Source organism: Streptomyces sp. NPDC059852, assembly GCF_042731455.1.
GTDB lineage: Bacteria > Actinomycetota > Actinomycetes > Streptomycetales > Streptomycetaceae > Streptomyces.
Map to the genome: position 1 here is coordinate 24,167 of NZ_JBHWJK010000042.1, position 17,368 is coordinate 41,534.

Annotated in this window: 17 protein-coding genes; 10 read left to right on the plus strand and 7 right to left on the minus strand. The window is 73.4% G+C overall.

Translation table 11 applies throughout. The features are described from left to right. Window positions 1-5: 5 nt before the first annotated feature. Window positions 6-431: a Rieske (2Fe-2S) protein gene (locus tag ACFV46_RS32755; protein ID WP_385500860.1), complete on the minus strand. Its 426-nt coding sequence runs from the start codon at window positions 429-431 to the stop codon at window positions 6-8. 246 nt (window positions 432-677) lie between these two features. Between ACFV46_RS32755 and aroH the strand changes: the two genes are divergently transcribed. From aroH to der, 5 genes are all read left to right on the plus strand, one after another. Continuing rightward, complete coding sequence (gene aroH, locus ACFV46_RS32760) at window positions 678-1,040, plus strand: chorismate mutase (protein WP_361935466.1); 363 nt, start codon at window positions 678-680, stop codon at window positions 1,038-1,040. Then, entirely contained in the window at window positions 1,037-2,122 is a 1,086-nt protein-coding gene (locus ACFV46_RS32765; protein ID WP_385500861.1) for a prephenate dehydrogenase, read from the plus strand. The genes aroH and ACFV46_RS32765 overlap by 4 nt, the downstream gene beginning before the upstream one ends. A 131-nt stretch (window positions 2,123-2,253) precedes the next feature. Then, window positions 2,254-2,940, plus strand: a complete 687-nt coding sequence (gene cmk, locus ACFV46_RS32770; protein WP_151783291.1) for a (d)CMP kinase — start codon at window positions 2,254-2,256, stop codon at window positions 2,938-2,940. 53 nt (window positions 2,941-2,993) lie between these two features. After that, window positions 2,994-3,581, plus strand: a complete 588-nt coding sequence (locus ACFV46_RS32775) for a lysophospholipid acyltransferase family protein (protein ID WP_385500874.1) — start codon at window positions 2,994-2,996, stop codon at window positions 3,579-3,581. A 78-nt stretch (window positions 3,582-3,659) separates the two neighbouring features. Next, on the plus strand, window positions 3,660-5,138 hold the full coding sequence (gene der, locus ACFV46_RS32780) for a ribosome biogenesis GTPase Der (protein ID WP_361935471.1): 1,479 nt from the start codon (window positions 3,660-3,662) through the stop codon (window positions 5,136-5,138). A 51-nt stretch (window positions 5,139-5,189) separates the two neighbouring features. On the opposite strand, the gene ACFV46_RS32785 is transcribed toward der, so the two are convergent. Then, a complete protein-coding gene (locus ACFV46_RS32785; RefSeq protein ID WP_385500863.1) occupies window positions 5,190-5,540 on the minus strand; it encodes a hypothetical protein in 351 nt (116 codons plus the stop codon). Between the two features lie 73 nt (window positions 5,541-5,613). Further along, complete coding sequence (locus ACFV46_RS32790; protein ID WP_283290033.1) at window positions 5,614-6,396, minus strand: hypothetical protein; 783 nt, start codon at window positions 6,394-6,396, stop codon at window positions 5,614-5,616. 545 nt (window positions 6,397-6,941) lie between these two features. Between ACFV46_RS32790 and ACFV46_RS32795 the strand changes: the two genes are divergently transcribed. Then, window positions 6,942-7,604 carry a transglycosylase family protein gene (locus tag ACFV46_RS32795; RefSeq protein ID WP_385500865.1) on the plus strand — a complete coding sequence of 221 codons (663 nt, stop codon included), beginning with the start codon at window positions 6,942-6,944 and terminating at the stop codon, window positions 7,602-7,604. A 110-nt stretch (window positions 7,605-7,714) separates the two neighbouring features. Then, complete coding sequence (locus ACFV46_RS32800) at window positions 7,715-8,578, plus strand: transglycosylase family protein (protein WP_385500866.1); 864 nt, start codon at window positions 7,715-7,717, stop codon at window positions 8,576-8,578. Here ACFV46_RS32800 and ACFV46_RS32805 read toward each other — a convergent pair. The 3 genes from ACFV46_RS32805 to ACFV46_RS32815 are packed head-to-tail and all read right to left on the minus strand — an operon-like array spanning window position 8,508 to window position 12,570. Next, complete coding sequence (locus tag ACFV46_RS32805) at window positions 8,508-9,188, minus strand: ATP-binding cassette domain-containing protein (protein WP_361935479.1); 681 nt, start codon at window positions 9,186-9,188, stop codon at window positions 8,508-8,510. The two genes, ACFV46_RS32800 and ACFV46_RS32805, sit on opposite strands and share 71 nt — an antisense overlap. Beyond that, a complete protein-coding gene (locus ACFV46_RS32810) occupies window positions 9,185-12,094 on the minus strand; it encodes an ATP-binding cassette domain-containing protein (protein ID WP_385500868.1) in 2,910 nt (969 codons plus the stop codon). The genes ACFV46_RS32805 and ACFV46_RS32810 overlap by 4 nt, the downstream gene beginning before the upstream one ends. Further along, a complete protein-coding gene (locus ACFV46_RS32815) occupies window positions 12,094-12,570 on the minus strand; it encodes a hypothetical protein (protein WP_385500869.1) in 477 nt (158 codons plus the stop codon). The genes ACFV46_RS32810 and ACFV46_RS32815 overlap by 1 nt, the downstream gene beginning before the upstream one ends. Window positions 12,571-12,723: 153 nt before the next feature. On the opposite strand from ACFV46_RS32815, the gene ACFV46_RS32820 reads away from it, so the two are divergent. Further along, a complete protein-coding gene (locus ACFV46_RS32820) occupies window positions 12,724-13,272 on the plus strand; it encodes a hypothetical protein (RefSeq protein WP_385500870.1) in 549 nt (182 codons plus the stop codon). Next, window positions 13,247-14,539, plus strand: a complete 1,293-nt coding sequence (locus tag ACFV46_RS32825) for an ABC transporter substrate-binding protein (RefSeq protein WP_385500871.1) — start codon at window positions 13,247-13,249, stop codon at window positions 14,537-14,539. Before ACFV46_RS32820 ends, ACFV46_RS32825 begins: the two co-directional genes overlap by 26 nt. A 429-nt stretch (window positions 14,540-14,968) precedes the next feature. On the opposite strand, the gene ctaD is transcribed toward ACFV46_RS32825, so the two are convergent. Beyond that, complete coding sequence (gene ctaD / locus ACFV46_RS32830; protein WP_376729651.1) at window positions 14,969-16,654, minus strand: cytochrome c oxidase subunit I; 1,686 nt, start codon at window positions 16,652-16,654, stop codon at window positions 14,969-14,971. A gap of 469 nt (window positions 16,655-17,123) precedes the next feature. Between ctaD and ACFV46_RS32835 the strand changes: the two genes are divergently transcribed. Beyond that, complete coding sequence (locus tag ACFV46_RS32835; protein ID WP_062670700.1) at window positions 17,124-17,339, plus strand: I78 family peptidase inhibitor; 216 nt, start codon at window positions 17,124-17,126, stop codon at window positions 17,337-17,339. Window positions 17,340-17,368 lie beyond the last annotated feature (29 nt).

Genomic DNA, 17,368 nt, shown 5'->3' on the forward strand with positions numbered 1-17,368 from the left:
CCCGGTCACACCAGGCGGATCGAATTTCCCTCCACCACGATGTTCTCCGCGGGCAGCGGCCGGGTGGCCGGCGGGTTCGCCACCGTACCGTCCGTGATCTTGAACTTGCTGCCGTGGCACGGGCAGTCGATCGTGCCGTCGGCGACGGTGGAGACCAGGCACTGCTGATGCGTGCAGACCGCCGAGAACGCCTTGAACCGGCCTTCCTTGGGCTGGGTCACCACGACCTTCTCGTCGGCGAAGATCTTGCCGCCGCCCACCGGGATGGCGTCGGTCGTGGTGAGCTCCTGACCGGGCGTCCCGCCGGACCGGCCGGGGGAGACGTTCGACGACGAGTCGCCGCCGGAGTCGCCGCAGCCGACGGCGAGCGCCGCGGCGCCCGCCGTGCCCGTCGCGATGAGGAGGTCGCGGCGCGTCGGACGGTTGGTCATGTCGTCACTCCGGGGTGTGCGCGAAGGAAGGCGAAGAGGCCGGGGGCGACCCGCTGCGGGCGGGGGCAGCAGCATCTTCGCATCCGAAGCGCCCAAGGAGTGGTAATTCGGGAACCGCACCGCAAATCGAGCATTCGTCCCCTCCCGGGCGGTGTCTCAGCGTACGGGCGCGGTGCGTGGGCGGCCCACGGGCTGACTAGGCTGGACGGGCGGAAGACGATCGGTATGTCAGCGAGGAGCAGCGCCGTGGCGGTACGAGCGGTCCGGGGGGCCGTCCAGCTGGAGCGGGACGAGGCCGGCCACATGGACGAGCGGGTCGGAGCCCTGCTCACCGCCGTCCTCGAACGCAACGGCCTCACCGCGGACGACCTGATCAGCATCTGGTTCACGGCCACGCCCGATCTGCACAGCGACTTCCCCGCGGCCGCCGCCCGCAAGCTGGGGATCGTGGACGTCCCGCTGATCTGCGCCCAGGAACTCGACATCGAGGGCGCCATGCCCCGGGTCGTCCGGATCCTCGCGCACATCGAGTCCGACCGGTCCCGCGCCGACATCGCCCACGTCTATCTCGGGGCCGCGGCCGCCCTGCGCAAGGACATCGCCCAGTGAGAACCGCACTCGTCATCGGCACCGGACTCATCGGCACCTCCGCCGCCCTCGCCCTGTCCCAGCGGGGCGTCACCGTCCACCTCGCCGACCACGACCCCGAGCAGGCCCGTACGGCCGCCGCGCTCGGCGCCGGCACCGACGAGGCGCCCGACGGGCCCGTCGACCTCGCGATCGTCGCCGCGCCGCCCGCGCATGTGGCGGCCGTCCTCGCCGACGCTATGCGCCGGGGCGCGGCCCGCGGTTACCTCGACGTCGCCAGCGTCAAGGGCGGCCCGCGCCGCGACCTGGAGGCGCTGGGCCTGGACCTGTCCGCCTACATCGGCACCCACCCGATGTCGGGCCGTGAGAAGTCCGGCCCGCTGGCCGCCACCGGCGACCTCTTCGAGGGCCGCCCCTGGGTGCTCACCCCCACCCGCGACACCGACACCGAGGTGCTGAACCTCGCCCTGGAACTGGTCTCGCACTGCCGCGCGGTCCCGGTCGTCATGGACGCCGACGCCCACGACCGCGCGGTCGCCCTGGTCTCCCACATGCCCCACCTGATGTCCAGCATGGTCGCCGCCCGCCTGGAGGGCGCCGAGGAGGCGGCCGTACGGCTGTGCGGCCAGGGCGTACGGGACGTGACGAGGATCGCGGCCTCCGACCCCCGGATGTGGATCGACATCCTCTCCGCCAACCCCGGTCCCGTCGCCGACCTGCTCACGGATGTCGCCGCCGACCTGGAGGAGACCGTCCGGGCCCTGCGGGCGCTGCAGTCCTCCGACGAGGACAAGCGGCTCGAGGGCGTCTCCGGCATCGAGGACGTCCTGCGTCGCGGGAACGCGGGCCAGGTACGGGTCCCCGGCAAGCACGGCACGGCCCCCCGCGTCTACGACGTCGTGGCCGTGCTCATCGACGACCAGCCCGGACAGCTGGCGCGGATCTTCGCCGACGCCGACCGGGCCGGCGTCAACATCGAGGACGTCCGCATCGAGCACGCCACCGGGCAGCAGGCCGGTCTGGTGCAGCTCATGGTCGAGCCCAAGGCGGCCCCGGTGCTCACCGCGGCCCTGCGCGAGCGGGGCTGGGCGATCCGGCAGTAGACGGCCCCGCGGCCCGCGCCCGCCCTCCCGTCCGGGCGCGGCCGGACGAGTGACGCGCACCCAGTAACCTTGTGCGGGGCACCCTCGCGTCCCCACACTCCCGCCCCACAGCACCAGGAAGGTGTCCTCCCGTGGAAAACGGTGCCGCCAAGCCCGTGATTGTCGCCATCGACGGCCCCTCCGGCACGGGCAAGTCGAGCACCTCGAAGGCCGTCGCCGCGCAGCTCGGACTGAGCTACCTGGACACCGGCGCCCAGTACCGGGCGATCACCTGGTGGATGGTGACCAACGGCATCGACATAGAGGACCCGTCCGCGATCGCCGCCGTGGCGGGCAAGCCCGAGATCGTCTCCGGCACCGACCCGTCCGGCCCGACGATCACCGTGGACGGCGTCGACGTGGCCGGCCCGATCCGCACCCAGGAGGTCACCTCCCAGGTCAGCGCGGTCAGCGCGGTGCCCGAGGTACGCGCCCGGATCACCGAGCTGCAGCGCTCGATCGCCACCTCCGCCGAGCGCGGCATCGTCGTCGAGGGGCGCGACATCGGCACCACCGTCCTGCCCGACGCCGACCTGAAGATCTTCCTCACCGCCTCCGCGGAGGCCCGCGCGGCCCGCCGCAGCGGTGAGCTCAAAGGCGCCGACGTGCACTCCACCCGTGAGGCGCTGCTCAAGCGGGACGCGGCCGACTCCAGCCGCAAGACGTCCCCGCTGGCCAAGGCGGACGACGCGGTCGAGGTCGACACCACCGAGCTCACCCTCCAGCAGGTCATCGAGTGCGTCGTCACGCTCGTCGAGGAGAAGCGGGCCGCCCAGTGACAGCAGCATCCGAGCGCGGTGCCGACATCGGGCGGCGGATCGGCGTCGGCCTGATGTACGGGCTGTGGCGGCCGCGCGTCCTGGGCGCCTGGAAGATGCCCGCCACCGGGCCGCTGATCCTCGCGGTCAACCACAGCCACAACATCGACGGGCCCATGGTGATGGGCGTCGCACCCCGGCCCGTGCACTTCCTGATCAAGAAGGAAGCCTTCATCGGCCCGCTCGACCCCTTCCTGACCGGCATCGGGCAGCTGAAGGTGGACCGGCACTCCGCCGACCGGACGGCCATCACGCGGGCGCTCGACGTGCTGGCCCAGGGCGGCGTCCTCGGCATATTCCCCGAGGGCACCCGGGGCGAGGGCGACTTCGCGTCGCTGCGCGCCGGACTCGCGTACTTCGCCGTGCGCGGCGGAGCCCCGATCGTCCCGGTCGCGGTGCTGGGAAGTTCCGAGAAGCGCGGACGGTTGATCAAGGGACTGCCTCCGCTGCGGCACCGCGTGGACGTCGTCTTCGGCGACCCGTTCGACGCGGGCGACGGCAGCGGACGGCGCACCCGGCGCGCGCTGGACGAGGCGACGGAGCGCATCCAGAAGGAGCTCACCGCGCACCTGGAAAACGCCAGGCGACTGACCGGTCGCTAGGCGACACTGAGTAGTGGATCAGCGGGTGGACCACCGGCCGATCCACCGATCACCACGATGAACGAAGGTACGGACTTCATGAACGACCACATCCACTCCGAGGGCTCGGGCGAGGAGCACGACCACGGAGAGCTTGGCGACGCCGAGTACGCGGAGTTCATGGAGCTCGCCGCGGAAGAGGGCTTCGACCTCGAGGACGTCGAGGGGGCGATCGAGGCGGCCGGGCACGGCCCGCTGCCCGTGCTGGCCGTCGTCGGCCGGCCCAATGTCGGCAAGTCGACCCTCGTCAACCGGATCATCGGGCGCCGCGAGGCCGTCGTCGAGGACAAGCCCGGCGTGACCCGCGACCGTGTCACCTACGAGGCCGAGTGGGCGGGCCGCCGCTTCAAGGTCGTCGACACCGGCGGCTGGGAGCAGGACGTCCTCGGCATCGACGCCTCCGTGGCCGCCCAGGCCGAGTACGCGATCGAGGCCGCCGACGCCGTCGTGTTCGTCGTCGACGCCAAGGTCGGCGCCACCGACACCGACGAGGCCGTCGTCCGGCTGCTGCGCAAGGCCGGCAAGCCCGTCGTGCTGGCCGCCAACAAGGTGGACGGCCCCAGCGGCGAGGCCGACGCGGCCTACCTGTGGTCCCTCGGGCTCGGCGAGCCGCACCCGGTCTCCGCGCTGCACGGCCGCGGCACCGGCGACATGCTGGACGCCGTCCTGGAGGTCCTGCCCACCGCGCCCGCGCAGACCTTCGGCGGCACGGCCGTCGGCGGCCCTCGCCGCGTCGCCCTCATCGGGCGCCCCAACGTCGGCAAGTCCTCCCTGCTGAACAAGGTGGCGGGCGAGGAGCGCGTCGTCGTCAACGAACTCGCCGGCACCACCCGCGACCCGGTCGACGAGCTGATCGAACTGGGCGGCGTCACCTGGAAGTTCGTCGACACCGCGGGCATCCGCAAGCGGGTCCACCTGCAGCAGGGCGCCGACTACTACGCCTCGCTGCGCACCGCGGCCGCCGTGGAGAAGGCCGAGGTCGCGGTCATCCTGATCGACGCCTCGGAGTCCATCTCGGTCCAGGACCAGCGGATCGTCACGATGGCCGTCGAGGCGGGCCGGGCCATGGTCATCGCCTACAACAAGTGGGACACCCTCGACGAGGAGCGCCGCTACTACCTGGAGCGGGAGATCGAGACCGAGTTCGGCCAGGTCTCCTGGGCGCCCCGGGTGAACGTGTCGGCCCGCACCGGGCGGCACATGGAGAAGCTGGTCCCCGCGATCGAGACGGCCCTCGCGGGCTGGGAGACCCGGGTCCCCACCGGCCGCCTGAACGCCTTCCTCGGTGAGCTGGTCGCCGCCCATCCGCACCCGATCCGTGGCGGCAAGCAGCCCCGCATCCTCTTCGGCACCCAGGCCGGCACCAAGCCGCCGCGGTTCGTGCTGTTCGCCTCCGGCTTCATCGAGGCGGGCTACCGCCGCTTCATCGAGCGCCGGCTGCGCGAGGAGTTCGGCTTCGAGGGCACGCCGATCCATATCTCCGTGCGCGTGCGCGAGAAGCGCGGCAAGAAGAAGTGACCACATGACGGAGGGGCGGTCCCGCTCGGGACCGCCCCTCCGTCATGTCCGTCAGCCCCTGCGCGCCGGCGGCAGCGCCGCCGGGACATGCTGCATGCCCGCGCTCTGAGGCCCGATGTGCCCGACGCGCTGCCACTGCGGCTGCTGCCCGCCGTGGTGCCGGGCGCTGTGCGCCCCCGCGCTGTAGGCGCTGTACGAGCTGCTGAACGACCCCGGGCGGTGGCCGCCGTAGGTGCCGGTGCCGCGCTGGATGTTCCCGAAGGCGACGAACCCCAGATCCTCCTCGCCGCTGCGATCTCCCGGCAGGGAGCGGAAGGACTTGACGTACTCGGCGTAGAGCGCGTCGTAGATCGGCGTGGGCGAGGAGCCGCCCTGATAGCGGGGAACGTCGTATGCATGCACGTATGTCCAAACGACCCGGCACCCGAAGGGATGCGGCCGGTCAGCGGATGACGGGCCCGCCGGACGGGCGCGGTCAGGTCCCCGCGAGCGGCAGCGCGGCCGCCACCAGCTGCCCGTTGGCCGCCGCCTTGTCCAGCGCGCCGCGCAGCAGGTCCTCCCGGGGCTGCCGGCCGATGGAGCCCACGGGGGCCGCGAACATCAGCACCTGCTGGTGCTTGTTGGCGGCGGCCCGCCAGCCGTCGGTCACCTGGAGCGGCTGGTGGGCCTGCCACCAGGCCACCGGCTGACCGCCGTTCGGCCCCGGCTGCAGCACGGCGTGCAGCTGCCCCATGGCCAGCAGCACGGACCAGCCGTGCAGCACCGGCGGGACCTCCGCCAGTTCCGTCGCCGGCATGAACCCCTGCTCGATCAGCAGCGGCAGGAAGTCGTCGCCCGTGCCGGTCGCGCCGGGCCGCACGATCGGGCCGGTCGGCTCGACGACCAGGGCGGGGTGCAGCTCCCCGGCGATCAGGACCAGCCCGCTGGTCACGCCCAGCACGGCCTGCTCCGGCACGACCCGCTCGGGCTCCGGGTCGACGCGGTCGCCGGTGATGGACTTCACCGCGCCGCGCAGCTGGTCCTCGGTGACCTGGACGACCTGCGAGGGCAGACAGGTGGCGTGGGCGAAGGCGAGGACGGCGGTCTCCTCGCCGATGAACAGGACGGTGCTGGTGCGCTCCTGTCCGGAGTCGCCCGGGGTGCGGCAGGACGTGCAGTCGTAGCTGCCCGGGGCGTTCTCCCCGGCGAGCAGCCGGTCGGCTTCCTCGTCGCCGATCTCGGCACGTACCTCGTCGCTGACGTCGAGCATGCGCGGCACGGATGGCTCCCTCGGGATATGGCGTGGCGGGGCCGGGTGGCTCCCGGCCCGTGAACCGGGCTGGTCCCGGGCTCATGAAGAAGACAACGGGCGATCTGTGGCGGGAGTCACGCATCAGGGCGAACGGAATCGAACCATCCGACGCACTCGGTCACCATCGGTCCGGAATCGCCTACTCAGCGTCAAGTGGAGGGAAACGTATAGGAGTTGGTTGCGTGGGGTGCGTCACAGAGGAGCGTGGCCGATGGTCGACAAATCCCGAAATCGGGGAATGAAGTGGGTGGCCGAAAATCGCCGATACCTGAGGTAACGGCGAACCGGCCTGGAACGACAGGGAATTGGTTGATGCCGGGCGGGCCGACTCCTTAGATTCCTCCGCCGTGTGCAACGAGCACCGCCCGGTTACGTCCGCCAACCGGCCCGCAGCACCGGCCGGAACGCAGTACCAGCCTCCCGGCGGACGGGGCGGGGCGCCGGCCACGCGTCCCACGGCGCGTGCGGCGGCGTACCGCCCGAGGAGCCCGGGTCCTCGGAGAGGGAACCATATGTCCGAATGTGCCGATACCACTCGTCGCGACGTCCGCCGGACGGCGAAGGCCCCCGGCGCAAGCCGGACCAGGGCGGGAGCCGTCCTCGCCGGAGCGGCACTGCTCGCTCCGCTCGGACTGCTGGCCGCCACCGGCGACGCCGCGGCGGCGGACGGCGGCGTGTGGGACCGCATCGCCCAGTGCGAGAGCGGCGGAAACTGGCACATCAACACCGGGAACGGCTACTACGGCGGGCTCCAGTTCGCCGCCTCCACCTGGCGGGCCTACGGCGGCACCGCCTACGCGCCCACGGCGGACCGCGCGTCCAGGGAGCAGCAGATCGCCGTGGCCACCAAGGTGCAGCGCGCCCAGGGTTGGGCCGCCTGGCCCACCTGCTCGGCCCGGGCCGGCGCCAACGACGGCGCACCGGCGGCCTCCTCCCCACCCGCCGCGGCGAAGAAGGCGGCTCCGTCGACCACTCCCGCGCGTACGGCGGATCGTCAGGACGGACACCCCGCGCGCGGCTCCTCGCGGGGTGACTACACCGTCCGCGCGGGTGACACGCTGAGCGGCATCGCCGCCCGGCACGGCACCACCTGGCAGCGGCTGCACGCCGCCAACCGGGCCGTCATCGGCGACGACCCCGACCTGATCGTGCCGGGACAGCGACTCGAACTCTGACCCGCGCACGCCTGATGAGGGCCCCGCCCGGTCCGCCGACCGGGTGGGGCCCGGCCGTTGTCGGACGCGCCGCGCCGGGACGGCCGTAAGGAGCTGCCTAGCGTGCTCATATGAAGAACGCACCGCTGACCATCGTCCTGGCCGCCGTCCTGCTGACCGCCGTCACCCCGGGGACGTCGCAGGCCACGTACGCCCCCCGGGGGGCCTCCGCACCACATATGTCCGGGCCTCCGCCCAAACCCGCGTCCCTCGGCTGCGCCAAGGACCAGTGGCCCTGGGGCTGTGTCGCCCAGTGCGAGAGCGGCGGCGACTGGGACATCAACACCGGCAACGGCCACTACGGCGGGCTGCAGTTCTCGCAGTCCACCTGGGAGAGCTTCGGCGGGCTGAAGTTCGCCCCGCGCGCGGACCTCGCCACCCGCGACGAGCAGATCACCATCGCCGTCAAGGTGGTGGCGGTCCAGGGCTGGGGCGCCTGGCCGCAGTGCTCCCGGCGGTACGGGCTCACCGGCCGTATGACGCTGGAGAAGCCGGCCGCCACGAAGCCCGGCAAGACCAGCAAGCCCAGCGCCGCGAAGCCCGCCAAGCCCGCGAAGCCCGCCAAGCCGGCGAAGAACGACAAGACCGAGAAGAACGACAAGACCGAGAGGCCGGCCAAGGCCCAGAAGCCCGCCAAGGGGGACGAGCCGGCCCGGGGCGAGGCGAACAAGCAGAGCAAGCCCGCCGCGTCCGGGTCGGGTTCCGGCTCCGCCGCGTCGAAGGGGACCGGGAAGTCCCCGAAGACCGACCCGGCGGCCCAGCCCGGGAAGGCCACCGCCCACGGCTGGGACACGGGCGCAGCGGGCCAGCCCGCCTACCCGGACCACCGGCTGGAGGACCTGCTCATCCCCGGCGCGCTGCTGCTCATGCCGAGGGGGTCGACCCTCCTGCCCGTGCCGCGTACCGACGCCGGTACTCAGCGGTCTCACCACTGAAGACGACCGTGCCGCGCCGCAGTTCGTGGACGACCGCCGCCCGCTCCCGCAGGGCGGGCGGCAGTCGTTGCTCGGCGACGACCACGCACGCGTCGAGGCCGGCCAGCAGGTCGTACGTCCGGGCCGCCACCGCCGGTGCCATGCCCTGCGCGGGCTCGTCCACCAGGACGACCCGCGCGCGGGTCAGCAGGGCGCGGGACAGGGCCAGCATCCGCTGCTCGCCCCCGGAGAGCGTGCCGGCGCGGCGCGCGAGGAGCGGGACGAGCGCGGGATAGGCGTCCAGCGCCGAGTCGGGTGAGGGGGCGGCGAGTTCGAGGTTCTCCCGCACGGTGAGGGAGTCGAACACCGCCTGCCGTTCGGGCACCAGGCACATCCCCCGGCGGGCCCGCTCGTAGGCGGGCGTCCGGGTGACGTCGGCGCCGTCCCACACCACCGCGCCCGCCGCCAGGGGCACCACCCCGGCCAGGGCCCGCAGGACGGTCGTACGGCCGCTGCCGTTGCGGCCCAGCAGCACGGTGACGCCCGGACCGGCGGCGGCCAGCGTGACGCCGTGCAAGGCCTCCAGGGGGCCGTAGCGCACGCGCGCGTGGCGCAGGGAGACGGTCGTCATGCGGGCGCCTCCAGGGCCTCGGCCGCGTCCAGGACCCGGCCGGGCGGACCGGAGGCGACGATGCGGCCCGCCGCCATGACGTGCACGGTGTCGGCGAGGTCGGCGACCAGGTCCAGGTCGTGCTCCACGACGAGCAGGGCCGTGCCGTCGGCGGCGAGGGCCCGCAGGATCCGGGCGAGCGCGGCGACCTCCGCCGTGTCGAGTCCGGCGGCGGGTTCGTCGAGCAGCAGGACGCGCGGGTCGCCGGCGAGCGCGCGGGCGAGCTCGACGCGGCGGAGCGTGCCGGTGGGGAGCCCGGCGGCGGGCAGTGCGCGGAGGGGGCCGTCCAGCCCCAGCAGCCGCAGGGCCCGCTCGACGGCCGCCGGGTCCCGCACCCGGCCCTGCTCGGCACCCAGGCGGACGTTCTCCGCCACGGTCAGGGAGGGGAAGACGGCCAGCTGCTGGAAGGTGCGGGCGACCCCGAGCCGGGTCCGGGCGTGGGCGGGCAGCCGCGTGACGTCCCGTTCGCCCAGGAGGACCTTCCCGCGCGCGGGGCGATGGGTGCCGGCCAGGCAGTGGAAGAGGGTGCTCTTGCCCGCGCCGTTGGGACCCACGACCGCGGTGATCCCACCCGGCGGCACGACGAGGCCGACGCCGGCCAGGGCGGTGAAGCCGCCGTACCGGGCCCGCAGGCCCCGAGCCTCCAGCTGGGCCCGCGCGGGGCGCCGAGCACGGGGAGGGGACGGGGCTGCCCCCGCGGGCGCGTCCACCACCGGACGCTCCGTGTCCGGTGGGCCCGTGGGGAGGGCTTCTCCGCGTGAGGTCGTGTGACCGTCTGCTGGACGCGGCGGCGCGCCCGGCGTGTCCGGCCGGGCGGTGGGTCCCGCAGACGGGGGCGCTGCGGGTTGCCCGCTCCCGGCCGCGCCCGCGCGCGTGTCGTCACCAGGACCGCGTCCCCCGTCGGCCCCTGGCTCCGGGCGGGGCCCCTGCTCCGCCCGGCCCGCGACCGACCCGGGCTCCCCGGCCGCCCGCGACGCCGTGAGCCCCGCCAGGTGCGGGGACGGGGCCGGGGGGCCTCCCCGGGTCAAGCGCAGCCTCGTCCGGCTGCCCAGGGCTGTCAGGTGGGGTCTGCCGGGGCGGCCCGGGGTGACCGCGCGGAGCGTTTCGTGGCGGCCGCCCGGGAGGCGGCCCGCGAGGACGGCCAGGACACCGATCAGGGCTGCCGCGAGGCCGCCCCTGGTGCCTGCGTCGAGGCCCACGACGAGGGCCGCGGCGGCGAGTGCGCCGAGGGTGCTGTCGGCGCCCAGCACCATCACCGCGGCGAACCAGAGCAGGCTGCGGACGGGGTCGTAGGCGGCCGGGTCGAAGGCGCGCAGGCCCATGCCGAGCATGCCGCCGCCCAGGGCCGCGAGGGCCGCGCCCGAGACGAACGCCAGCAGTTTGAGGGACGGCACCCGGACACCCGCCGCAGACGCCCCCGGCGCGTGGTCCCGCATCGCCGCCAGGGCCCGCCCGGTGCGGCCCCGGCGCAGCAGCCAGGTCGCCAGCAGCGCGGCGGCCAGCAGCACCAGCTCCAGGACGTAGTACGCGCGGTCGTCGTCGAAGCCGGCCGGGCGGTCCAGGGAGAGTCCGGAGACCGCGTACGGCTGCGCGAACACGAAGCGGCTGACGCCCACGCCCACCGCGAAGGTGACCAGCGCCAGCGCGAGCCCCCGGCGGCTGATCGCCGGCCAGCCCGTGAGGAGGCCCAGCGGGGCCACCAGGACCACGGCCACCACCAGCGCCGCGAGTTCCGGCAGCCGGGGTAGGCCGGGGAAGCGCCCCGCCGCCAGCAGGGCCGTGAACAGGGCGCCCAGGCCCGCGAAGGCGGCCTGCCCGAGCGAGATCTGGCCGCCGCGGCCCGTGACGACCACGAGGGACAGCAGCACGACCGCCAGGGCCGGCACCTGGACCGACGTGTGCAGGTCCGCACCCGCGAGTCCCAGCGGGAGGAGGAAGAGGACGGCCGCCACGATCCAGACGCCCGCCGGGACCGGCCGGCGCACGGCCGCCGGGCGGGGGAGCACGGCCTCGTGGCCGCCCGGCCGGGGCAGCGCCAGGGCCGCGACCAGCAGGGCCACCACGAACAGGTTGGTGCCGACGGCCTGGACGAGCGGAGCGGCCCAGCCCGACGGGTGCAGCCGCGTCAGCTGGCTCTGCGCCACCCCGATGAGCAGCGCCGCCGCGACCGCCACCGGCAGGCTCCGCATGCGCGCGGCCACCGCGACCGCCACCACCTCCATCACCAGCAGCGGCAGCCCGTACGGGTCCAGCCGCACGGACGGCGCGAGCAGCACTCCCGTCAGCCCGGCGGTGAACGCGCCGAACGCCCAGCCGGCCGCCGCCACCCGGTCCGCGTCGACGCCCGAGAGGACCGCCAGCTCCCGGTCGTCCACGACCGCCCGCAGCTCCCGGCCGAAGCGCGTCCAGCGGACGGCAGCCCCCACGCCCGCCGCCAGCACCAGGGCCGCCCCGAGCTGTCCCCACGGCTCCGCCGGCAGCAGCCGCGGCGCGTCGTCCCGCGCGCCCTGGCCCCACAGCAGCGCCGCCCCACCCACCAGCAGTACGAACACGCCGATCGACGCGACAAGGGTCCGCGCGGGGTCGTCGCCCGCCGGCGCCATGGGCCGGAAGACCAGCCGTTCCAGGACCATCCCGATGCCGGGAGCGAGGACCAGGAGCGTGACGGCCGCGCCCGCCCACAGCGGCCAGCCCCACTCGACCACGCACTGCCGCAGCGCGTACGCGCACACCATGGCGATCGCGCCGTGCGCGAAGTTCAGCACGCCGGTCGCCCGGTACGTGACGACCAGACCGATCCCGGTGAGCGCGGCGGCGGCGCCGACGGACAGACCGGCCAGCGTGAGGTCGTAGGTCAGACCGGACATCAGTCGTCCGCTTCGGCCGGCTCACAGATCGGGCAGGGGCTCAGGTCCCCGCCGCGCACCAGCCCGGCGTCCACCGGCACGGCCTCCGCCTTCCCGGCGACCAGTGGGCAGTCCGCCCGGTGCCACAGGGTGCCGCCGGGCACCATCAGCAGCCTCCCGCTGACCGCGAGCGGCGCCGCCGACGGCGATGTGCCCCGCTCGGAGTCGTCCGGTTCGGCGGCGACGAGCAGCCCGTACAGCTCCTCCACGCGCGCGGCGGCGAGCGCGCCCCGCCCGTGGGCGAGCAGCACCGCCCCGGCGACGATCAGCGCCGCGCCGGGCACGGTGCAGGAGGCGAGATACGGCAGCTGCCGCTCGGCGAACCGCTCGCCCGAGACGCCGTACCAGCCGATGACACAGAGCACCGCGCCCGCGGCGAGCGCGGCCCAGCCGGCCCACAGGACGGGGTGCACGGTCCGCAGTCGCGTCGTCCGCATCGCTGGCTCCCACACGTCGCTCGGTGTGCATGCGCCGGCTTCGTACGCATGTGCCTGTCCATGCCAGCCAATGGCTTGCACTATGCCTCGTGCAAGCCGACCCTGAAAGCACCGGGCCTCCACGCCCGGATCGACACCCCGGTGGTGAGCCAGATGGTTCTCGGGAGCGACCTCAGGCACAGCGGCACCCGCAGGGGACGGGGGACGGCGGTCGCGGCCGCCCTGCTCCTCGTTCTGGGTCCGGCCCTCGCGGCGTGCGGCGACGGCGACGGAGGCGGCGGCTCGACCCCGCCGTCGCCCACCGCCGAACGGACCGGACGGTCGCCGGCGGCCACCGCCCCCGCCGACGCGCAGACGGCGACGACGGAGATCAAGCAGAACTGGCAGAAGTTCTTCGACCCGAAGACGTCCCTGGAGGAGAAGCAGGCCGTCCTGGAGAACGGCGACCGGATGGCACCGGTCCTGAGGGCGTTCGGCGGGGACGAGCGCGGCGGCCAGGTGCAGGCGAAGGTCTCGAAGGTCGAGTTCACCTCGCCGACCGAGGCGAACGTGACGTACGACCTGACGCTGAAGGGCGCCACCGCCCTGCCGGACGCGTCCGGGACCGCCGTCGAGCAGGACGGCACCTGGAAGGTGTCCGCGAAGACCCTGTGCGCGCTGGTCCGGATGAGCGGCAATGGGTCGCCGGTTCCGGGGTGCTGAGGCGGCGATCGCCGTGCTGGTGCTGGCCCTCGGGACCGCCTGCGGCAGCCGGCTGCCGGAGAGCGACTTCGTCCACCGCGACCGGGACGGATCCTCCCCGCCGTCCGGCCGCGCCCCGATCCGCGTCGGCATCATCACCAGCGCCACCAGCCCCGTCGGCGGCGGCGCCTTCACCGGGCCGCGCGACGGCGCCCGGGCCTGGTTCGACCGGCTCGACGCACGCGGCGGCATCGACGGCCGCCGGGTCGAGGTACGGCTGTGCGACGACGGCGGCAGCGGCGTCGGCAACAACGAGTGCGTGCACCGCCTCGTCGACGAGGACGAGGTGGTCGCCCTGGTCGCCACCACGGCACTCGACTACGCGGGCGCCCCGCGTGTCTCCCGCGCGCGGGTGCCCGACATCGGGGGCCAGCCCATCGGAGCCGCCTACGACACCTATCCGCACCTGTACGGCGTCTACGGCAGCCTCGCTCCCCGCGACGGCACCACGGGCTGGGACGGCACCCAGTACGGCGGCACCGAGGTCTACCGGTACTTCAAGCGCGAGCACGGCGCCCGCACGGCGGCCGTCGTGTCGTACAACCAGCCCGCCTCCGCCGCCTACGCCCGGCTCGTGGAACGCGGCCTGAGGGCCGAGGGCTACAAGGTGGTCACCGAGCAGGTCGACTTCGCGCTGCCCAACTTCCGCGCGGTGGCCGCCGATCTGAAGGAGCAGGGCGCCGACCTCGTCCTCGACGCCGTCGACGGGCACGGCAACGCCCAGCTGTGCGAGGCGATGGACGACGTCGGCGCCGACGTCACCGCCAAGGTCACCAATGTGCAGAACTGGACGTCCACCGTCGCCGAGGACTACAAGGACGCCCCGCGCTGCCGCAACGCCCTGTGGGCGACCGGCTCGTCCCGCAACTTCGAGGACACCGGCCATCCCGCGGTACGCGAGTTCCGGGACGCGACGAAGGGGCTCCCCACGCACTCGCAGTGGCAGCTGGAGGGCTGGGCGGCGGCCCGCTGGTTCACCGAGGCGGCGCGGGCGTGCGCGGCACGCGGCGTCACCCGCGCGTGCGTGGACGACCACATGAACCGCAGTCAGGGGTTCACCGCGGGCGGGCTGCTGCTCCCCGTCGTGTTCGAGCGGCTGCCCGAGCCGCCGAAGAGCCGCCGGACCTGTCTGTCGGTGGCCCGCTGGGAGGACGGCCGGGGCTGGGTCTCCCAGGGAGACATGAACCGTACGTGCTTCGAGGTGCCGCAGCTGCCGTACCGGCCCTGAGGGGCAACCAAACGGCGGCATCGCCGGTCCAACCGACGTAGCCCCGAGCAGAGGAGGAACCGCAGCGCATGACGACCGTGCCGCAGGCCGCGCCCCTGCGCGCCGACTGCATCGCCGACTCGGCCGGCGGGCTGACGTTCGACGTCACCGCTCCCGACGCGAACGACACGGCCCATCTCGTGCTGCGCCGTCGCGAGGGGCCCGAGGAGGTCATGCTGCCGCTCGCTCCGGCGGCCCGGGGCCGGCTGCGCGCGGCCCTGCCCAGCAGTGTGGTCCTGCCGGAGGGCCACTGGGACGCGTACGCCAGCGTGACGGCGGAGGACCCGGACGCCCGGGTGGTGTCGGGCGACATGGACGTCCACCCGTCGGCGTCCCGCGTCCCCTACGTGACCCGGCAGGGCAACCTGAGCGTCGAGAGCCGGTTAGCGGTCAGGCGGACGCCTGATGGGACGGCGGCTCGGGCTGCGGCGCCTCCAGGGCGTGCTGCGGATGATGCAGGTCGAACGCCGGGGCCTCCGAGCGGATGCGTGGCAGCGTCGTGAAGTTGTGCCGGGGCGGCGGGCAGGAGGTCGCCCACTCCAGTGAGCGGCCGTACCCCCAGGGGTCGTCGACCTCGACCTTCTCGCCGTACCGGGCCGTCCTCCAGACGTTGTAGAGGAACGGCAGGGTCGACAGGCCGAGCAGGAACGCGCCGATCGTCGAGACCGTGTTCAGGGCGGTGAAGCCGTCGGCGGCGAGGTAGTCGGCGTACCGGCGGGGCATGCCCTCCGCGCCCAGCCAGTGCTGCACCAGGAACGTGGTGTGGAAGCCGACGAACAGCGTCCAGAAGTGGATCTTGCCGAGCCGTTCGTCGAGCATCTTCCCGGTGAACTTGGGCCACCAGAAGTGGAACCCGGCGAAGATCGCGAACACCACGGTGCCGAACACGACGTAGTGGAAGTGGGCGACCACGAAGTAGGAGTCGGACACATGGAAGTCCAGCGGCGGCGACGCGAGGATCACCCCGGTCAGCCCGCCGAACAGGAACGTCACCAGGAAGCCCGCCGCCCACAGCATCGGTGTCTCGAAGGACAGCGAGCCCTTGATCATGGTCCCGGTCCAGTTGAAGAACTTCACCCCGGTGGGCACCGCGATCAGGAAGCTCATGAAGGAGAAGAACGGCAGCAGCACCGCTCCGGTGACGAACATGTGGTGCGCCCACACCACGATCGACAGCCCGGTGATCGCCATCGTCGCCCCGACCAGCGTCAGATAGCCGAAGATCGGCTTCCGGCTGAAGACCGGGATGATCTCCGTGATGATGCCGAAGAACGGCAGCGCGATGATGTAGACCTCGGGATGCCCGAAGAACCAGAACAGGTGCTGCCACAGCAGCGCCCCGCCGTTGCCCGCCTCGAACACCACCGAGCCGAACCGGCGGTCCGCCTCCAGCACCAGCAGCGCGGCGGCCAGCACCGGGAACGCCATCAGGATGAGGATCGACGTGAACAGGGTGTTCCAGGTGAAGATCGGCATCCGGAACATCGTCATGCCGGGGGCCCGCATCCCGATGATCGTGGTGATGAAGTTGACGGCGCCCAGGATCGTGCCGAAGCCGGCCAGGGCCAGGCCCATGATCCACAGATCGGGGCCGATGCCGGGGGAGCGCTCGAGGCTGTTGAGCGGCGCGTAGGCGAACCAGCCGAAGGACGCCGGCCCGTCCGGCACGATCAGCGAGCCCATCACGATCAGCCCGCCGAACAGGAACAGCCAGTACGAGAACATGTTCAGCCGGGGGAAGGCCACGTCCGGGGCGCCGATCTGCAACGGCATCAGCTCGTTGGCGAAGCCGGCGAAGGTCGGCGTCGCGAACAGCAGCAGCATGATCGTGCCGTGCAGGGTGAAGAGCTGGTTGTACTGCTCGTTGCTCACGATCTGCATCCCGGGCCGGGCCAGCTCGGCTCGCATCAGCAGCGCCATCACACCGCCGGCCAGGAAGAACACGAACGACGTGATCAGGTAGAGATGGCCGATCTTCTTGTGGTCGGTCGTGGTCAGCCAGTCGACGACCACCCGGCCGCCGGGCCTGCCGCTCCGCATGGGTCGTGCCGTCGCCGGTACGGTCTGCGTCCCCATCGCTCGCTCGCCCCTTCGCTCGCCGTGCCCCGGGCCCGCTGAACCCGCGCCGCACGCGCCGGCGCGAGCTCACGCCATGATGCTCGCGTCGGCGGCGCGGCGACAGAGGGCGTACGGAGGTCCTGTGGTGGAACCATGTACTTTCCGTGCGGCACCCGCAGCCGGAGCCCGCGCGAAATCCCGGGAAAAGGAGTGCCGAGGCGCTTGTGCGGGAACTCTCGCGCTCCTCTTCCCGAGGCCTTCGGCGACACGCGGGAATTACGTTCGAATGCGCGCGGCAAGCCCCGGAAATCCCTCGTTCGTGTGACGGCTCATCGTGTCCTCCACGGCCGTTCCGGTGAACGAAACGCGTGTCGTGATGCTGTGACAGAAGCGTGACCCCGAGGGGACGCGGACGGCGCGGGAGCACGCTGCGCACCCTCCGGCGGCCTCTGGCCCGAACCGGCGCCGAGGCCCTAGCGTGGGCCGCATGGCACCCATTCCGCATCCCCCCACCGAGCCCCAGGACGACCCGGACACCTACGTCGGCCTCGACGCCGACGGGGCCGAGCGGCGCGCCCGGACCCGAGGGTGGTCCACGGTGCGCGCGCTGCCGCCGGGGGCGATCATCACGATGGAGTACCGCGCGGGCCGGCTGAACTTCGAGGTGAAGGACGGCCAGGTCGTGCGGGCCTGGAAGGGCTGAGCACGGCGAAGGCCCCGGCTCCCTCCTCG